Below are 16,847 nucleotides of genomic sequence, written 5' to 3' on the forward strand. Positions count from 1 at the left end.
GCTTGTTCGGTGGTTACGGGGCTTGTTCGGTGGTTACGGGGTGTGCGCAGCGGTGACGGCGGCGCCGGCAGGGGCGGCGGCATCCGTTCCCCTGCGTGTCATGAGGAGGAGACAGGACGCCGCGGCCAGCAGCACCGCGATGGTCGTCGTCGCCCCCAGGGGGAGGATGCTGAGCGCGCCGGCGACTCCGACGAACGGGGCGGCGATGCCGCCGAACCCGAACCGCACCACCCCGAGCAAGGACGAGGCGGTGCCCGCCATCTGCGGGTAGTCCGACAGCGCGAGGGTCGTGGCCGGCGGTGCCGACATCGCGACCCCGCTGGACAACGCGAAGAGCGACACGACGACCACCCACAGCGGCATCGGCGTGATGCCCGCGACGAGCAGTCCGGCCGCGCCCAGGCCGGTGGTGGCAACGCCGAGAGCGAGGGTGCCGGGGATGCTCCAGCGTTCGGCGCTGCGGCCGGCGAGGTAGCCGAAGACCATGTGGCCCGCGGAGTTGAGCGCGAAAGCGGCGGCGTACCACTGCGGTGAGAGACCGTAGATGTCCTGCAGCACGTAGGTGGAGCCGGCCAGGTAGGCGAACAGCGCGGCGTAGAGGAACCCTTGGTTGAGGACCGCGCCGAGGAAGATGCGGTCGGCGAGCAAGGTGCGATAGTCGCGCAGGGTCTGACTGAATCCACCCGTGGTCCGGTGGTCGCGAGGCAGCGTCTCGCTGAACGCCCACAGCGTGATCGCGAGGATCGCGCCGCCGATGATCGCCAGGAAGACGAACAGGCCGCGCCAGTCCATGAAGGTGTTGAGCACGCCGCCGAGCAGCGGCCCGACGATCGCGGCGAACCCGCCGATCACGGTGAGGCTGCCGTAGAAGCGGATCAGCGCCGCGCCCGAGAACACGTCGCGCCCGGCCGCCGTGGCGATGACGATGCCGACTCCGCCGGCCAGCCCCTGCACGAGACGGGCGAGGATGAGCAGCTCGATCGAGGGGCTCAGCGCGCACAGCGCCGACGTGACGACGTACGCGACGATGCCGACCAGCAGGATGCCGCGCCGCCCGAACCGGTCGGACGCAGGGCCGGCGATCAGCTGCCCGCCTGCCAGTCCGACCAGACATGCGGTGACGGTCAGCTGTGCGATGGAGGTGGCTGCGCCGAGCTCGACGGTGAGGGCCGGCAGGGCCGGCAGGTACAGGTCCATCGAGATCGGACCGAACACCGTCAGCAGCAGGAGCAGCGCCGGCAGCAGCGGTCGCGTCGGGTTGCCGGTGGAGGGCGGGGTCTGCGGCATGAGTCCAGTCTCGGCACCCGTTGCGACGCGGGGGAGTCACTGACGAAGGGTGTACCGGCAGGGCACCCCTCGCGGGTCGAGCCGCTCCCGTGCTCCACACCGGCGAAGAGCTCACCGGCATCAGCGACCCACATGAGGGGTGCACTGAGAGAGCCTCCCTCGTCGTGCTGCCTCGGCCTAGCCTGAGCGCATGGACAACAGAGCAGAGGTGCGGGAGTTCCTGATGACCCGCCGCGCACGGCTCACCCCGGATGCCGCCGGCATCGCTCCCGGCCCCAATCGCCGTGTCGCCGGCCTGCGTCGCAGCGAGGTCGCCGTGCTCGCCGGCGTGAGCGTCGAGTACTACGCGAAGCTCGAGCGCGGAGCGATAGCCGGGGCGTCGGCATCCGTTCTCGACTCCATCTCGCGTGCGCTCCAGTTGACCGACGCGGAGCACGCCCACCTGCTCGACCTTGCTCGCGCCGCGACACGTGGCGCCTCGTCATCGGGTCGTTCCCGTCGCCGCGCCACCACGTCCGGACCGCCCCGACCGAGCCTGCAATGGGCGCTGTCGGCGATGACCGACGCGGTCGCGATCGTGCGCGATCAGCGACAGAACCTCGTCGCGGCCAACGACCTCGGGCGGGCCTTCTACTCCCCGCTCATCGGCGACGGCGGCCGCACCCCGAACTTCGCGAGGTTCCAGTTCCTCGACCCCGCCGCTCACGACTTCTACCCCGACTGGGACCTGTTCGCCGAGATGTGCGTGGCCGTGATCCGCGCCGAGGCCGGCCGCGACCCGCACGACAAGGGCATCCAGGACCTCGTCGGGGAGCTCTCCACCCGCAGCGAGCTGTTCCGCACGCTGTGGGCAGCGCATGACGTCCGCGTTCACGGCTCGGGCACGAAGCGATTCCACCACCCCGTGGTCGGCGACCTCACCCTCGTCTACGAGGAGATGGCGATCACCGCCGAACCCGGGCAGGTGCTGCTCGTCTACACCGCCGAACCCGGTTCGCCGTCGGCCGAACGCCTGCGCCTGCTGGCGTCGTGGGCCGCGGCCGTCCCCCATCCTGCTTAGACGGCTACCGGGGTCTTCTCATACGGTCGGTCAGGGGCAGACGCGCACGCTGCGCCCATCGAAGCTGACGATGTCGCCGACCTGCAGCTGCCGCCCGCGGCGGCGATCGACCTCGCCGTTGACGAGGACGAAGCCGTCGATGATGGCCTCTTTCACCTCGCCACCGGAGTCGAGGACCCCGGCGAACTTCAGGAACTGCCCGAGGCGGATGCTCTCGCCGCCGATCGGAACGTCATCGATCGGCCCCGCGTTCGTCATCCCCGAATGCTAGCCGACGCACGCAGGTCGCCCGAGCCTCGCGAAGTGCCTACGCGCCTTCCTTCGACGACGCCTTGTAGCGGTCGGGCTCCGGCGTTCGTGCGAACCACCGGCCCGAGATCTGGGTCGGCACGATGCGCACCCACCGGTACTTGAGGGTGGGGATCCAAGGACGAAGCGCCAGTGCGTCGGCCTCGTCGATCTCGCGCTGCAGTTCGAGCCGCTCGGCCACGCCTTTGACGATCACGCTCGACGCGTACGTGTCGTCGTACTCGTCGACCTCGAACGCGACGCGAGGGTGTTGCGACAGTTCCGCGAGCTTGGAGCCCGGAGCGGTGCGGAACAGCACGCGGGGTCCGTCGATCACGTAGTTCACCGGGAAGATGTCGGGCTCGCCGCCCGCGTCCAGGGCGAGATGCCCCAGCTCGCCGCGCGCGAGCATGTTCCAGCACTGCTCCTCGCTGAGTGTCACGACCGCTTCATTCGTGTCTTCCATGGCGCCATCTCCGTCGATACTCGTCCGCCGCAGCACGACCCTTCTGCGCACACCTTAGTTCTTCCCGGCGCAAGCGGACCAGGTCCGAGCGCACGCGATGCGACACCGAATCGGATGGGGCGGAAGGGATGAGGGATGCTGCGGGGCACAGCATCCATGTCTTCCCTCTAGTCTTCTCACCATGGGCGCGACGGCGAATGCCTATCTGACCGGGTTCGGCCGGTACCTGCCGGGGGAGCCGGTCGACAACGACGGCATCGTGGCGCGCCTCGGCGGGGACGACGCGGTGACCCAGCGCATCCGGCGGCGCATCCTCGACTCGAACGGCATCCGGCAGCGCCACTACGCGCTCGACGAGCACGGCGAGCCCACCGAGCTCAACGAGGAGCTCGCGGTCAAGGCCCTCCGGGCGGCGTTCGACGATCGCGGCATCGACGCCCACGACATCCGCATGCTGGCGTGCGCGACGACGATGGGCGACGTGCTCGTTCCCGGTTTCGCGTCGATGGTGCACGGGCGACTCGGCGGCGGGCCGATGCAGCTGCTGTCGGCGTCCGGGGTGTGCGCGTCCAGCCTCGCGGCGCTCGACGCGGTCGTCAGCAAGATCCGGCTCGGCGACCACCCGCGTGCGGCCGTGGTGGGCTCGGAGCTCGCGAGCCGGAGCCTCAGGCAGCGCCGGTACGACGGCATCCGTGCCGGCATGGACGCGCACTTCCTCCGGTGGATGCTGTCCGACGGAGCCGGTGCGGTCGTCGTCGAGTTCCAGCCGCACCCGAGCAAGCCGTCGCTGCGGGTCGACTGGGTGCGGCACGTCTCGCTCGCTCACGAGCACGACGTGTGCATGCGCGCCGGGATGGTCGGCGCCGAACCGGAGGTCGGCGGAACCTGGCAGGACGTCGGCATCGCCGAGGCGGACGCGGCCGGCATGTTCCTGCTGCGGCAGGACGTGAGCATGCTCGACGATCTCGCGGATGCCGGCATCCGCCAGTTCGAGGAGCTCGTCGACATCGGGCTCGTCGACGTGCGCCACCTCGACCACGTCGTCTGCCACTACAGCACGAACATGTTCCGCGACGTCGCGTTCGAGGCTCTCCGGCGTCGCATCCCGACACTCGACACGGACCGCTGGTTCTCCAATCTCGAGACCCGCGGCAACACGGGCTCCGCGAGCATCTTCATCGCGCTCGAGGAAGCGTGGCACACGGGGCGCTTCGCGCCCGGCGAGACGGTCCTTCTCGCCGTGCCCGAGTCGGGCCGGTTCTCGTTCGCCTTCGCCCATCTCACCGTGGTCGCACCGAGCGACCGGCAAGGAGCATCGACATGAGCAGCACCACGACCGTCTCCGCCGACATCGCCCCCGAGGACGGCGCCGGAACGCTGTTCGAACGCCTGGCGGAGGTCTGGGCCGAGCTCGAGGACCGGCTGGACCGGGTGCCCATCCTGCAGCGCCTCGCCGACGGCACGGTCACGCTCGAGGACTACCGGCGACTGCTCTTCAACCTCCGCCAGCAGGTGGTCGACGGGTCGCCGTGGATCTCGAGGGCGGCGTCGAGCTTCGACATCGAGCACTTCGAGCTGCGTGCGGCCGCGATCCGCCACGCGGAGGAGGAGCACCGCGACTACCTGATGCTCGAGCGCGACTACGTGGCGATCGGCGGCACGCTCGAGGAGCTCCGCCGCGGGCGCAAGAACATCGGGTCGGAGGCGCTGTCGGGCTACATGTTCCACTACGCGGCTCAGCCGAACCCCGTCGGGCTGCTGGGTGCGATGTTCATCATCGAGGGCCTGGGCGCGAAGCGCGCGGCGGGCTGGGCGGCCCGATTCCAGGAGGTGCTCGGTCTCGCCGACAACCAGGTGCACTTCATGCGGTACCACCAGGATGCCGATGCCGGGCACACCGGAGACATGGAGGCGATCCTGACCTCGGGCATCATCGACGACCGCGATGCCGACGACATCGTCCGCTGCGCGCAGGTGGTGGCGCGGCTGTACGCGCTGCAGCTCGAGGAACTGGACCGCTGACGTGGCGGCGCCGCGGCCGAGCATCCCGGAGTTCGTGCGCTCCGACCCGAGCATGTGGGAGGCGGTGTACGCCGATCCCTCGGTCCCGCTCGACCGTGCGCTGGTGCGTCAGATCATCAACGACCAGCGGCGCCTGTCGCGGCGCTGGCTCTACCCGATCGCGCGGATCGTCTCGCGCGTGCTCGTCGCGATTATCTCGATCGTGAAGCGCGTGCTGCCGTTCCGATGGATGCCGCTGAGCACCATGGACGCGCTGTGCGTGTGGTTCCTGCGCCGCTTCGTCTCGCCCGGCGCGGTCGAGCTGCTGATCCGGCACTTCGTGGTCGAGACGAACCTGGTCAACTTCATCATCCGCAACACCGCGGTCGACATGGCGCCGGTGACGCTCCGGCCCGAGACCCTCGCAGGACTCGGCGACTCGGCCGTCGTCGAGCACGACGTCAACGTCTACGACGTCCTGATCGCCCTCGACGGCGTGCCGCTCACGCGGCCGGAGGCGCTCGACTTCGCGCAGCTCGACATCCCGCCGATCGATGCCGAGCGCCCGCGTCGACGCTACCTCCGGCTCGACATCCAGACCGCGCTGTGCTTCATGAACATCCCGTTCTCGATGGCGCTCACCGTGGAGGAGTACCGGCGGGCGGTGCACTCGATCCGGTTCGACGACTCGTTCCTCGAGATCCTCGCGCTCGTCACCGGCGACGACACGTTCCGCCACTGGAAGCTCGCCGGCATGAGCCTCTGGATGGACTCGAACGTCGACGTTCCGCGCATGGTCTACCGGCACGCGCTGGTGTGCGAGTACGCGCACGCCCACCTGGTGAAGCTCGCCGGCGGCGCCTACCCCCGCGACACCGCGGTCGAACTCGACTGATCCGTCGCGGCCATGCGACGTCAGCAGCCGGCGTCGGCGACCATCGCCTTGAGGTGCGCGTACTCGTCCGGCATTCCCGGATTCGCGAGGCGCCGGTCGCTCGGAACACGTCCGGCGACGACGTCGTCGAGGTAACGCCGGTCGGCGTCCAGGCGCGCCACCGCATCGGACCCCGGGGTTCCGTGACCCGGGATCACGACGTCGGCCCGGGCGACGTACGGCGCGAGAACGTCGAGCGCCGCGAGGTATGCGGGCAGGTCGTCCGGGAAGAAGGGAAGGGGCAGCTCGAGGTCGCTGAGCATGTCGCCGGCGATCAGCACCCGCTGCTCGGGCAGCCACACCGCGGTATGACCTGGAGCGTGGCCGTCGTGGACCACCAGCTCGGGGGCGAAGCCTCGGGGAACCGACGCGGGTGGGAGCGCAGCATCCACTTCCTCCACCGCCCCCATCAGCTCGACGAGCGGCTCCGGGAACTCTGCGCCGAGCGCGGCGACCAGTGCGTCGCGCTCGTCGCGGGCGAGCGCGGCCGTCGCCCGCGACGCCCACCGCGGCGCGGCGCCGAAGCGCGGGTGCCACAGCAGGTGGTCGTGGTGGGCGTGCGTGGCGAAGCCGCCGATGACGCGGAGGCCGCGGGCGTCCAGTTCGTCGGCGAGGGCGTCGAGCTCGTCGGGCATCCACGCCGGATCGATCAGCAGTGCCTCGCCGTCGCCGCACAGCACCGTCGACGTCGTCGACATCACGCGGCTCGTGGCGACGAGCACGCCGTCCGCAACCTCGATCATCGCGGCCCACTCTAACGGCCCGGCCCCCGCCCCGGCGCGTTAGCATCGCACCGACGGAACGCGTGCGATGAGAGGCAGGCGCATGAGCCTGAGCGAGATCGACCCCACCGTGCCGCCCTCAGGCGAGGGCTGCGCCGACTGCGACGACGTCGGCGGGTGGTGGGTGCACCTGCGGCGCTGCGCGGTGTGCGGTGACGTGCGCTGCTGCGACACCTCGCCGGCGCAGCACGCGACGGCGCACTTCCGCGCGACGGGTCACCGTTACGTCCGCAGCTTCGAGCCGGGCGAAGAGTGGTTCTGGGACTACGTCGCGGAGGACTACGTCAACGGGCCGCAGCTCTCGCCGCCCGCGTCGCGGCCCGACACGCAGCCGTCGCCGGGGCCGGAAGGCCGTGTCCCGGCCGACTGGCGCGAGCTGATCCACCGCTGAGGAGGGGACTGCGATGGGCAACGCCAAGATCACGCAGCGCGAGTTCGAGCGCATGATGAAGCCCGTGCTCACCGACGCGCAGTGGGAGCGGCTGCTGTCGTTCGGTGAGCCGCACGACGTCGAGGCGGGCGAGTACCTGTTCGAAGCCGGCGACCTCGACTACGACCTGATCCTCGTCGACACCGGAGAGATCGAGATCGTCCGCGTCGCCTTCGGCTGGGTCGGCGAGACCCACGTGGGCACGATGGGTCCGCGCAGCTTCGTCGGCGAACTCGGCCTGCTCAACAGGCAGGGCGCGTTCCTGTCGGCGCGGGCGACGAAGGCGGGACGGATGCTGCGGGTCAGCCGCGCGCGCCTGCGCGCACTGATGGCGGAGGACGACGAGCTGTGCGACATCATCCTGCACGCGCTGTGGGCGCGCCGCGAGATCCTCCGCACCGGGCCCGCCGCGCTGACGCTCAAGCTCGTCGGACCCCGCTCCTCACGCGACTTCCTGGCGCTGCGACGCTTCGCCGAGCGGGTCGACCTCGTGCACACCGCGATCGAGCTCGCGCCGGGCGACCTCTGGACGCTCGGCGAGCACGGCATCGGCCTCGACGACCTGCCGGTCGCCTTCATCCAGGGCGAGGCCATGAAGAACGCGACCCCCGGCATGGTCGCCGAGCGGCTCGGGCTGAGCTACCAGGGCCGCGCCGACGAGGTGGTCGACCTGGTCGTCGTGGGCGGCGGACCCGCGGGCCTCGCCGCCGCCATCTACGGCGCCTCCGAAGGGCTGAGCACGGTGCTGCTGGATGCTGTGGCCCCGGGCGGGCAGGCGGCGGCGACGTCGCGCATCGAGAACTTCCTGGGCTTCCCGTTCGGCGTGAGCGGCGGCGACCTCATCGGCCAGGCGTCGCTCCAGGCGCTCAAGTTCGGAGTGCGGGTCTACGCGCCGTGCGAGGCGGCCGACCTCCGGCCGGCGGGGCGAGACCTCGACGTCACGCTCACCGACGGCCGCGTCATCCGCGCGCGCACCGCGATCGTCACCTCGGGAGCCGCCTACCGCACGCTCGACCTCGACCGGTGGAACGAGTTCGAGGGCGCCGGCATCTACTACGCGGCCACGCCGCTCGAGCTCCGGCAGGTGTTCGAGTCGCCGGTGGTGGTGGTCGGCGGCGCGAACTCCGCCGGGCAGGCGTCGCTGTACCTCGCTGCGAACGGGTGCCCCGTGCACCTCGTGGTGCGCGGCTCCGACCTCGGCAGCCGCATGTCGTCGTACCTCGTCGACCGGCTGCTCGAAGACCCGCGGATCGACGTGCACACCGGGTCCCGCGTCACCGCGCTCGGCGGAGGGGCCGCCCTCGAGAGCGTGAGCATCGACTCGATCGGCGACGTCGCGGCGCGCGGACTGTTCTGCTTCATCGGCGCGGAGCCGGCGACATCCTGGCTCGCCGAACTCGATCGCGACGCCGACGGGTTCCTGCGCACCGGCACGGACGTGTCGGTGCAGTCGCTGGAGCGCTGGCAGGGCATGGGCCGTGAACCGCTGCCGTTCGAGACCTCCGTGCCCCGCATCTTCGCCGCCGGCGACGTGCGCCGCGGATCGATGAAGCGCGTCGCCGCGGCAGTGGGAGAGGGATCCAGCGCGGTCGCGTCGGTCCATCGCGCACTCGCCGACCTTCGCTGACCGCGTCCCGAGGGGTTCTCCCGGTACCTGGCACACCGGGGTCTCCCGCGCGCAGGCTGGGAGGAGTGGGATGGAGGATGCCGCGGGCGAACGCTGTGCGGCGCGAGGAGGAACCATGCACACCAGGCAGCTCGGCCAGGGGCTCGAGGTCTCGGCGATCGGCATCGGCGCGATGGGGATGTCGATGAGCTACGGCCCGAACCCCGGCGACCGCGACGACATGATCGGCGTGCTCCGCTACGCGGTGGACCAGGGCGTGACGTTCATCGACACCGCCGAAGTGTACGGACCGTACGACAACGAGGTGCTCGTCGGCGAGGCCATCGCCCCGATCCGCGACCGCGTGGTCGTCGCGACGAAGTTCGGCTGGGAGATCGTCGACGGCAAGATGGTCGGGACGGACTCGCGCCCCGAGCAGATCCGGCGCGTCGCAGACGCCTCGCTCCAGCGCCTCGGCGTCGACGCGATCGACCTGTTCTACCAGCACCGCGTCGATCCCGCCGTGCCCATCGAGGACGTCGCCGGCGCGGTCGGCGAGCTCGTCGCGGCGGGCAAGGTGAAGCACTTCGGTCTCTCCGAGGCCGGTGCGGCGACCATCCGTCGCGCGCACGCGGTGTTCCCCGTGACGGCCGTTCAGAGCGAGTACTCGCTGTGGACGCGCGACCCCGAGGCCGAGGTGCTGCCGACCTGCGCGGAGCTCGGCATCGGGTTCGTGCCGTTCAGCCCACTGGGCAAGGGGTTCCTGACGGGCACCGTCTCGGCGGACGCCACCTTCGACTCGGGCGAGATCCGCGGCCGCGTCCCCCGCTTCCAGCCCGACAACCTCCGCGCGAACCAGTCGATCGTCGACGGCGTGCGCGAGGTCGCCGCAGCGCGCGGGGCGACGCCCGGCCAGGTGGCGCTCGCGTGGCTGCTATCGAGGCATCCGTCGATCGTCCCGATCCCGGGCACCCGCCGTCGGGAGCGCGTCGACGAGAACGCGGGCTCGACCACTGTGGCGCTGTCGGCCGACGACATCGCGACGCTCGACGCGCTCGCCGCGGTCGTGGCGGGCAACCGCTACGACGACTCCGGCATGGCGATGGTCGGGCTCTGAGAAGGGAGCACACGATGAGCACGAGCAGGCAGCCGCAGGCGGCGACGGCCAAGGGGCCCGCCGAGTGGTTCAGCGGCGACGTCTATTTCAACGCCTACTACCGCGGTGAGGAACCCTCGCGCATGCGCCTGAACCTGGTGCGGTTCACGCCCGGCGCGCACACCGCGTGGCATCGGCACGCCGTGGGGCAGACGCTCCATGTGACCGAGGGCGTCGGCTGGGTGCAGACGCGCGGCGAGGAACTCATCGAGCTGCGCCCCGGCGACACGGTGTACACGCCCGCGGGGGAGTGGCACTGGCACGGCGCCGCTGCCGATCAGTTCATGTGCCACCTCGCTCTCTGGGAGGCGCCCGCCCCTGACGCCGACGAGCCTGAGACCGAGTGGGGCGACAAGCTCACCGAGGCCGAGTACCCCTCGGGAGGGGCGTCGTGACCGCCTGGGATGCGACGGAGCTGCGCCGCATCGGCGCGGCCACCGAGCTGCGCATCTCGTCGCGGCGGCCAGATGGGACGCTGCGCCCCGCCGTCACGATCTGGCACGCGGCCGTCGGCGACGCCCTCTACATCCGGTCGGCGCACGGTCCCGAGAACGGCTGGTTCCGCCGCGCACTGCGATCGGGCACCGGCCGCGTGACGGCGGGCGGGGTCGAGAAGGACGTGACGTTCCGCCTCGCTGACCCCGCCGTGGCGCCTGACGTCGACGCGGAGCTGCACGCCAAGTACGACCGCTACGGTGCGGCGTACGTGAGGCCGATCACCGGAACGGATGCCGCGGCCACGACACTCGTCGTCCTGCCCGTCTGATCCCGCATCTTGACGTCGCCGATCCGGAATTCGGACTTTCGCTCGCTTTCCGGATGCTGCGGCTGCCGCGGGTCCGGAAACGCGTCGTTCGTCCGATTCTCGGAGCGACGCACAGAGGTGCAGGCAGCGCTCAGCGCGGCGAGGCGGTGGTCGCGGATGCGTCGTGTGCGGCGAACTCCGCCGCCTGCGTCGCTGCCCACGACGCCAGGAGCGTGAGGGCGTCGGCCGACGGAGAACCCGCCGGCGCTGTGTAGACGTTGAGCACGAGGCCCGGTTCGCTCGGCAGGTCCATCGACTCGTAGGTCAGCTCGAGGTCGCCCACCACGGGGTGATGCAGGCGCTTGAGGCCGCTGCGGTGGAACTTCACGTCGCGCGAGGCCCAGCGCTCGCGGAACAGCTCGCTCTGCGTGGAGAGTTCGCCGACCAGCCGGATGAGGTCGGGGTCGTGCGGGTTGCGGCCCGCCTCCATCCGCAGCATCGCGGCGGAGTCGTGTGTGATCTGGTCGTAGTCGCGCCAGAAGTCGCGCGCGGCCGGGTTCAGGTACGCGAACCGGGTGGTGTTCACGGGCCGGCGTGGATCGTCGAACACGGGGGAGTAGAGCGCGCGGGCGAGCAGGTTCGCCGCGAGGATGTCGTGGCGGCCGTTGCGCACCCAGGCCGGAGCCTCGGTGAACGCGTCCAGCACCTGCTGCACGGCCGGCCGCACCGTCGGCGAGGCGCGGCGGGCGGGCTTGCGGCCAGGGCCGGCCGCGCGCGCGAGGTCGAACAGGTACTCGCGCTCCGCTTCGTCGAGCTGCAGCGTGCGGGCGACGGCGTCGAGCACGCCCTCCGACGCGCCGGCGAGATTGCCGCGTTCGAGGCGCACGTAGTAGTCGACCGACACGCCGGCGAGCATCGCCACCTCCTCGCGGCGGAGGCCGGCGACCCGTCGGTTGCCGCCGTATGCGGGCAGTCCCGCCTGTTCGGGGGTGAGCCGGGCGCGACGGGAGCTCAGGAACTCCTTGACCTCGGCGCGGATGTCAGCCATGACTCCACGCTACGTCGCGGACCCCCGTGCTGACAGGCTCTGCGAGTGCCCGTCATCCGTGGTCACCCCGTCGCGACCGTTCGCAGGACGACCCTCGAGTGCGCGAGGCCGCAGTCGCAGAACGACGGGGGCTCGGCGGCGCCGGGCGAGGACGCTCCTGAGAACGGTCGCGCCGGGGACGGGGACGGAACGCATGACCCTGCAGGGTCATGTCGGTGCGACCGTCACCAGCCGCCGCGGGTGGGCGTGTGGCCGTCGCGGGCATCGTCGGGCATCGCCATCCCGGCGCGCACGCCGAGGAGGCGGATGGGCCTGCCGGGCTCGATCTTCGCGACGAGCTCCATCGTGCGGGCCAGCACGACCTCGCGGTCGGACGTCGCCGGGATCTTCTTCGTGAACGTCTTGGTGAGAAACGGCGCGTAGCGCACCTTCAGTCCGAGTCCCACGACGGGGCGGTCGTCGGCGGCGACCTCGTCGAGCACTTCGCCGAGGAGTCTGCGGACCGCGCCCTCGATCTCGGCCGGTTCGACGATGTCGACCTGGAACGTCGTCTCCTTGCTGTGGCCGCGAGCCACCCAGGGTGTGTCGTCGACGACATTCGACCCGTCGCCGCGGCCGAGCTGGAGGTACCAGAGGCCCATCTTGGGCCCGAATTCGTGGGTGAGGGCGTCCGGGTCGGCGACGGCGAGCTGGGACACCGTCTCGATCCCGAGCAGCGCGAGCCGCTTCGAGATCTTCGAGCCGACGCCCCACAGCGCGATCGTCGGGCGGTGGCCCATGACCTCGAGCCAGTTGTCGGCGGTGAGGTGGAAGGTGCCGCGCGGCTTGCCGAAGTCGGTGGCGTTCTTCGCCCGGATCAGGTTGTCGCCGATGCCGACGCTGCAGTGCAGGCGGGTGCGGTCGAGCACGTCCTGCTGCAGCCGGCGGGCGTAGCCTTCGGGGTCGTCGGTCAGGACGCCGACGAACGCCTCGTCCCACCCCAGCACCTGCACCACGGCTCCCGGCTGCGCGCGCAGTGTCGCCATGACCTCCTCGGATGCTGCGAGGTAGAGCGGCGCGTCGACAGGCAGGATCACGGCACCCGGGATCTTGCGCGCGGCGATGCGCAGCGGCATCCCCGACCCGACCCCGAACGCGCGCGCCTCGTACGACGCCGTGGAGACGACCGCGCGCTCGGTGGGGTCGCCCCGGCCGCCGACGATGACGGGCTTGCCCGCGAGCTCGGGGTTGCGCAGGATCTCGACAGCGGCGATGAACTGGTCGAGGTCGACGTGGAGCACCCAGCGCCGGGGCGCGGGCGCGGCGAGGTCGCTCACGATCCCGCCCGTCGCGTCCGGCGCATGACACGAGACTAGGCGTCCGCGCCGACACCCGCGCGTGCTCGCCGGTGTCACTGTGTCCCCGACACCGTCGTCTGCCTGGTTCGGGGCGCGTTCTCTCCGTTGGGGCGCAGAACGTGCGCCCCAACGGAGAGTTCGCGCCCCGACCGGGACAGGACGTGAGGCCGCGAGGCGGTGGAGGTGCGCGATCGCGGAGGGGACGGATGCTGCGGGCCGCGGCATCCGTCCCGTTCCGCGTTCGCGGGGTCAGTCCAGCGTCGCGATGAGACGCTCGGCGGCGGCGCGGGCAGTCGCCGTACCCGTCGCCGCCGACGCGATGTCGCTCAGGAAGACGTTGTGGAGCGCGATGCCCACGACGCCGTAGGCGACGGAGGCGCAGGCCTCGGTGTCGGCGTCGGGGTGCTCAGTGGCCAGCAGCGCGCCGAGTGCGCCGTGCGTGCCCTGATAGGCCGACACAAGGAGTCCGGCGAGCACGGGATCGGTGCGGGCGGCCTCGACGAAGCCGAGGACGACGGCGTTCTCGTTGCCGGGCGCTGCGAACTCGTCACCGAACAGGAAGTTCAGCGCGCCGGAGACGTCGGCAGTGCCGAGGGGGAGGATGGACTCGCCTTCGGCGTCCTCGTAGTAGAACCGACGGGCGCTTTCGCGCAGGAGCTCCTCACGGTTGCCCACGAAGTGCCGCACGTGGCCGCGCGACATGCCGGCCTCTTCGGCGATGCGCTCCAGGCTCGCGCCGGTGATGCCGTGCGCGGCGATCGTGCGGATCGTCGCATCCACGATCTGCCGCGTGCGCTCCTCGGCGACGGATGGTCGGGCCATCGGTACCTCCCTGTCGCACCCTACGGTACGTTCATGCTCAGTTTATTGTCTAGTCAGACTTGACTAACAACACAGAAGTCCCTACCGTGGCATCCACCCGCTCGAAGAGGAGGCAGCTGTGCCGGAGATCGTGCATGTCGGGCCCGCGCCCGTCAGTCCCGCCGCCCGCGAAGAGCGCGTGCGCATGCGTGACGGCGTGCGCCTCGCCACCGACGTCTATCTCCCCGGTGCGCCCGCCGACCCCGACGCGAGCGCGGGTGACACCGTGCTCATCCGGCTGCCGTACGACAAGAGCGGCGAGTACACATTCATCCCGCTCATCGCCGAGTACTTCACGGCCCGCGGCTACCGCGTCGTCGCGCAGGACGTGCGCGGCAAGTTCCGCTCCGAGGGCGACGCGCTGCTGTTCGTCAACGAGGTCGACGACGGCTACGACACGATCGACTGGATCGTTGCCCAGGAGTGGTCGAACGGCCGGGTCGCGATGTGGGGCGACAGCTACTACGGCTACACGCAGTGGGCGGCGGTCGCGTCGCAGCATCCCGCGCTCAAGGCCATCGCCCCACGCGTGACCGGCACGATGCTCGGCGAGCCGGTGCGCGTGATCCCGGGGGAGCGCACCCGCCGGGTGGAGTGGGCGATCACCTACCTCTACCCCCTCACCTACTTCCACTCGCAGGACGGCTTCTTCTGGGACCTCGACACCTCCCGCCGACCTTTCAGCGCGCAGGCCGAGGAGGTCGTCGCGCAACTCGGCGCCCGTTCCATTTCGTACGACCAGTGGTACCCGCGCGCCGTGCACCTGCCGCGGTTCCCGCTCGCCAGCCCCTTCGACGCGCGTCCGGTGCCGACGCTGCACACCATCGGCTGGTGGGACAACTGCGCGCCCCTCTCATGGGCGGATGTCGCCGAGATCGAGCAGCGACCGGCCTGGGCGCTCAATCACTTCCTCCGCATCGAGTCCATGGACCACGAGTCGTACTACCTCGACGACCCCGCCACAGCGCGGGTCGAGGAGCGCAGCCTCGACCAGATCCGTGCGGAGCTGCCACGGATGCTGCAGCCCGCGGTCGGCTTCTTCGAGGTGTTCGTGCGGGGGAGGGGTCGCGCCGCCGACATCCCTCGGGTGAGCTGGAATCTCGCCGGCACGTCCGGCATGCGCGCCGCAGACACGTGGCCGCCGCGGGAGGTGGAGAGCTGCACGCTGTACGCCCACGCCGCCGGAGGGCTCTCGCCCGAGGCGCCCGAGGGCGCGTCCGGGCTCGAGTGGCTGCACGACCCGGCCGACCTCGTGCCGTCGAGCGTCCCGAACGCGTTCGCGTTCCTCCTCTACGCCCCCGATGAAGCCGCGCTGGGCGCAAGGGCCGATGTGCTCTCGTTCACCACCGACGTGTTCCAGCGCGACGTCGACCTCGTGGGACCCGTGCGGGTCGCAGCATCCGTGTCGTCCGACGGCCCGGTGACGGACGTGTTCGCGCGGCTGCTCGACGTGGCCCCCGACGGCCGGGCGCTGCGCATCGCGCGCGGCCAGGTGCACGTGACGGATGCTGCGAACCCGGCCGCCGTCGACATCGACCTGGGCCAGCTGGGGTACCGCGTGCGTGCAGGGCATCGCCTCCGCCTGCACATCCACTCGAGCGACTTCCCCGAATTCCTGCCGCAGCCCGGCACAGGAGAGGAGCCGTGGGGCGCCGTCGAGACCGCCGTCAACCGGCAGCGGATCGCACTCGGCGGCGACGAGGCGCTGCGCGTCACCCTCACCGTCCTGCCCACCGCCGAAGCCGAGGAGGCTCGCTCATGAACGAACCGGTCCTGGAGTACGCGTTCGAGATCCGCGTCGACATCGATCCGCACTTCCGCATCGGTCGCAGCGCCGACGAGGAGCTGACGTTCACGCCGGTCTCGGGCGGCACCGTGGCGGGCCCGCTGTTGAACGGAGAGGTGCTGGCCGGCGGCGGGGACTGGGCTGTGGAGCGATCTGGAACGGCGCAGCTCGAGGCGCGCTACCTGCTGCGCGCCGACGACGGCGCGGTCATCGACATCCTCAACCGCGGCTACTACCGCGCGTCGGACGACGTGATCGCCCGCGTGGAGGCGGGCGAGAACGTGCCGGAGGACGCGTACTACTTCCGCACCGCGCCGGTGTTCCAGACGGATGCTGCGCCCCACCGCTGGCTCGCCGAGCACCAGTTCATCGGGCTCGCGCGCGACGAGGACGGCCAGGTGTGCGTCCGGGTCTACGTGGTGCGCTGATGTGCGTTCAGGTCCGCGTCCACGCGCGTGCGGGGCTGCGCGGCGAGCGTCGCGTGGATGACCTCGCGCAGCTGGGCCTCGTCCCAGCGGGCCGGATCCTCCGCGCTCGCGACGTACGACCCGCGAACCAGCAGGTACGCCAGGCCCGCGACGTGCTCGGGCTCGAGATAGCCCGCGCCCCGCGCCTCCTCGACGAGCAGCTGCTGATACGCCGAACTCTCGCGATGGAGGGCCGTGCGGAGGTCCGGCTCGCGGTCCGCGTTCGCCACGATCTCGAGGATCAGCGCACGCAGCACCGGTTCGTCCGGTCCGGTCGTCAGCGACCACTCGATGACGACGGCGAACCGGTCCACGGGCGCGGCCCCGGCGAGCGACTCGTCGAGGGCGACCTGCCAGCGGTCCCGGCCGCGGTCCAGTGCGTTCAGGATGAGCGCGGCGCGGGAGGGGAGGTAGTTCGTGACGAGGGTCGTCGAACCTCCGAGCTCCTTGGCTACCGAGCGGATGGTCACGGCATGCGAGCCCGCCGAGCGCGCGACGCGGATGGTCGCGGCGGCGATGTCGGCGAGCCGCTGTTCGGCGTCTACCTCGCGGGGCATGCAACCCACTTTATTCAGGCTCGTAACACAAATGCA

At 71.0% G+C, this 16,847-nt stretch carries 19 protein-coding genes; 11 read left to right on the forward strand and 8 right to left on the reverse strand.

Features of this window, described 5'->3' with window-relative positions; translation table 11 throughout:
- Nucleotides 1-33: 33 nt before the first annotated feature.
- Nucleotides 34-1,287, reverse strand: coding sequence for a multidrug effflux MFS transporter (locus tag AC3A46_RS06205; protein ID WP_487664330.1), 1,254 nt, complete (start codon nt 1,285-1,287; stop codon nt 34-36).
- 190 nt (nt 1,288-1,477) lie between these two features.
- Here AC3A46_RS06205 and AC3A46_RS06210 point away from each other — a divergent pair, with 190 nt between their 5' ends.
- Complete coding sequence (locus AC3A46_RS06210) at nt 1,478-2,347, forward strand: helix-turn-helix transcriptional regulator (RefSeq protein ID WP_487664331.1); 870 nt, start codon at nt 1,478-1,480, stop codon at nt 2,345-2,347.
- Nucleotides 2,348-2,377: 30 nt separating this feature from the next.
- On the opposite strand, the gene AC3A46_RS06215 is transcribed toward AC3A46_RS06210, so the two are convergent.
- Nucleotides 2,378-2,605 carry an RNA-binding S4 domain-containing protein gene (locus AC3A46_RS06215; RefSeq protein ID WP_487664332.1) on the reverse strand — a complete coding sequence of 76 codons (228 nt, stop codon included), beginning with the start codon at nt 2,603-2,605 and terminating at the stop codon, nt 2,378-2,380.
- A gap of 49 nt (nt 2,606-2,654) precedes the next feature.
- Nucleotides 2,655-3,101 (reverse strand): pyridoxamine 5'-phosphate oxidase family protein, encoded by a 447-nt coding sequence (locus tag AC3A46_RS06220; protein WP_311294895.1) that lies wholly within the window; start codon nt 3,099-3,101, stop codon nt 2,655-2,657.
- A gap of 181 nt (nt 3,102-3,282) precedes the next feature.
- On the opposite strand from AC3A46_RS06220, the gene AC3A46_RS06225 reads away from it, so the two are divergent.
- The 3 genes from AC3A46_RS06225 to AC3A46_RS06235 are packed head-to-tail and all read left to right on the forward strand — an operon-like array spanning nt 3,283 to nt 5,997.
- The gene (locus tag AC3A46_RS06225) at nt 3,283-4,425 is read left to right on the forward strand and encodes a 3-oxoacyl-[acyl-carrier-protein] synthase III C-terminal domain-containing protein (RefSeq protein ID WP_487664333.1); all 1,143 of its coding nucleotides are present in this window, start codon (nt 3,283-3,285) and stop codon (nt 4,423-4,425) included.
- The gene (locus AC3A46_RS06230) at nt 4,422-5,123 is read left to right on the forward strand and encodes an iron-containing redox enzyme family protein (RefSeq protein WP_487664334.1); all 702 of its coding nucleotides are present in this window, start codon (nt 4,422-4,424) and stop codon (nt 5,121-5,123) included. The genes AC3A46_RS06225 and AC3A46_RS06230 overlap by 4 nt, the downstream gene beginning before the upstream one ends.
- 1 nt (nt 5,124) lies before the next feature.
- Nucleotides 5,125-5,997 (forward strand): DUF6999 family protein, encoded by an 873-nt coding sequence (locus tag AC3A46_RS06235; RefSeq protein ID WP_487664335.1) that lies wholly within the window; start codon nt 5,125-5,127, stop codon nt 5,995-5,997.
- A 20-nt stretch (nt 5,998-6,017) separates the two neighbouring features.
- On the opposite strand, the gene AC3A46_RS06240 is transcribed toward AC3A46_RS06235, so the two are convergent.
- A complete protein-coding gene (locus AC3A46_RS06240; protein WP_487664336.1) occupies nt 6,018-6,779 on the reverse strand; it encodes an MBL fold metallo-hydrolase in 762 nt (253 codons plus the stop codon).
- An 82-nt stretch (nt 6,780-6,861) separates the two neighbouring features.
- Between AC3A46_RS06240 and AC3A46_RS06245 the strand changes: the two genes are divergently transcribed.
- The 5 genes from AC3A46_RS06245 to AC3A46_RS06265 all read left to right on the forward strand — a co-directional run bounded on the left by AC3A46_RS06245 (nt 6,862) and on the right by AC3A46_RS06265 (nt 10,776).
- Nucleotides 6,862-7,209 carry a UBP-type zinc finger domain-containing protein gene (locus AC3A46_RS06245; RefSeq protein ID WP_487664337.1) on the forward strand — a complete coding sequence of 116 codons (348 nt, stop codon included), beginning with the start codon at nt 6,862-6,864 and terminating at the stop codon, nt 7,207-7,209.
- A 13-nt stretch (nt 7,210-7,222) separates the two neighbouring features.
- The gene (locus AC3A46_RS06250) at nt 7,223-8,875 is read left to right on the forward strand and encodes an FAD-dependent oxidoreductase (protein WP_487664338.1); all 1,653 of its coding nucleotides are present in this window, start codon (nt 7,223-7,225) and stop codon (nt 8,873-8,875) included.
- A 115-nt stretch (nt 8,876-8,990) separates the two neighbouring features.
- Nucleotides 8,991-9,971, forward strand: a complete 981-nt coding sequence (locus AC3A46_RS06255) for an aldo/keto reductase (RefSeq protein ID WP_487664339.1) — start codon at nt 8,991-8,993, stop codon at nt 9,969-9,971.
- A 14-nt stretch (nt 9,972-9,985) separates the two neighbouring features.
- Nucleotides 9,986-10,405 (forward strand): (R)-mandelonitrile lyase, encoded by a 420-nt coding sequence (locus AC3A46_RS06260; RefSeq protein WP_487664340.1) that lies wholly within the window; start codon nt 9,986-9,988, stop codon nt 10,403-10,405.
- On the forward strand, nt 10,402-10,776 hold the full coding sequence (locus AC3A46_RS06265) for a DUF2255 family protein (RefSeq protein WP_487664341.1): 375 nt from the start codon (nt 10,402-10,404) through the stop codon (nt 10,774-10,776). Before AC3A46_RS06260 ends, AC3A46_RS06265 begins: the two co-directional genes overlap by 4 nt.
- A gap of 130 nt (nt 10,777-10,906) precedes the next feature.
- On the opposite strand, the gene AC3A46_RS06270 is transcribed toward AC3A46_RS06265, so the two are convergent.
- The 3 genes from AC3A46_RS06270 to AC3A46_RS06280 form a co-directional block, all read right to left on the reverse strand.
- Nucleotides 10,907-11,803, reverse strand: a complete 897-nt coding sequence (locus AC3A46_RS06270; RefSeq protein WP_487664342.1) for a helix-turn-helix transcriptional regulator — start codon at nt 11,801-11,803, stop codon at nt 10,907-10,909.
- A gap of 224 nt (nt 11,804-12,027) precedes the next feature.
- Complete coding sequence (locus tag AC3A46_RS06275) at nt 12,028-13,119, reverse strand: DNA polymerase IV (RefSeq protein ID WP_487664343.1); 1,092 nt, start codon at nt 13,117-13,119, stop codon at nt 12,028-12,030.
- 270 nt (nt 13,120-13,389) lie between these two features.
- A complete protein-coding gene (locus AC3A46_RS06280) occupies nt 13,390-13,962 on the reverse strand; it encodes a TetR/AcrR family transcriptional regulator (RefSeq protein WP_487664344.1) in 573 nt (190 codons plus the stop codon).
- Nucleotides 13,963-14,080: 118 nt separating this feature from the next.
- Here AC3A46_RS06280 and AC3A46_RS06285 point away from each other — a divergent pair, with 118 nt between their 5' ends.
- Together AC3A46_RS06285 and AC3A46_RS06290 are read left to right on the forward strand one after the other, a co-directional pair.
- Entirely contained in the window at nt 14,081-15,763 is a 1,683-nt protein-coding gene (locus AC3A46_RS06285; protein WP_487664345.1) for a CocE/NonD family hydrolase, read from the forward strand.
- Complete coding sequence (locus AC3A46_RS06290; protein WP_487664346.1) at nt 15,760-16,215, forward strand: DUF3237 domain-containing protein; 456 nt, start codon at nt 15,760-15,762, stop codon at nt 16,213-16,215. The genes AC3A46_RS06285 and AC3A46_RS06290 overlap by 4 nt, the downstream gene beginning before the upstream one ends.
- On the opposite strand, the gene AC3A46_RS06295 is transcribed toward AC3A46_RS06290, so the two are convergent.
- Nucleotides 16,200-16,811, reverse strand: coding sequence for a TetR/AcrR family transcriptional regulator (locus AC3A46_RS06295; protein WP_487664347.1), 612 nt, complete (start codon nt 16,809-16,811; stop codon nt 16,200-16,202). The genes AC3A46_RS06290 and AC3A46_RS06295 overlap by 16 nt on opposite strands.
- Between the last annotated feature and the right edge of the window lie 36 nt (nt 16,812-16,847).

This window comes from Microbacterium sp. Soil_C_42, assembly GCF_057656735.1.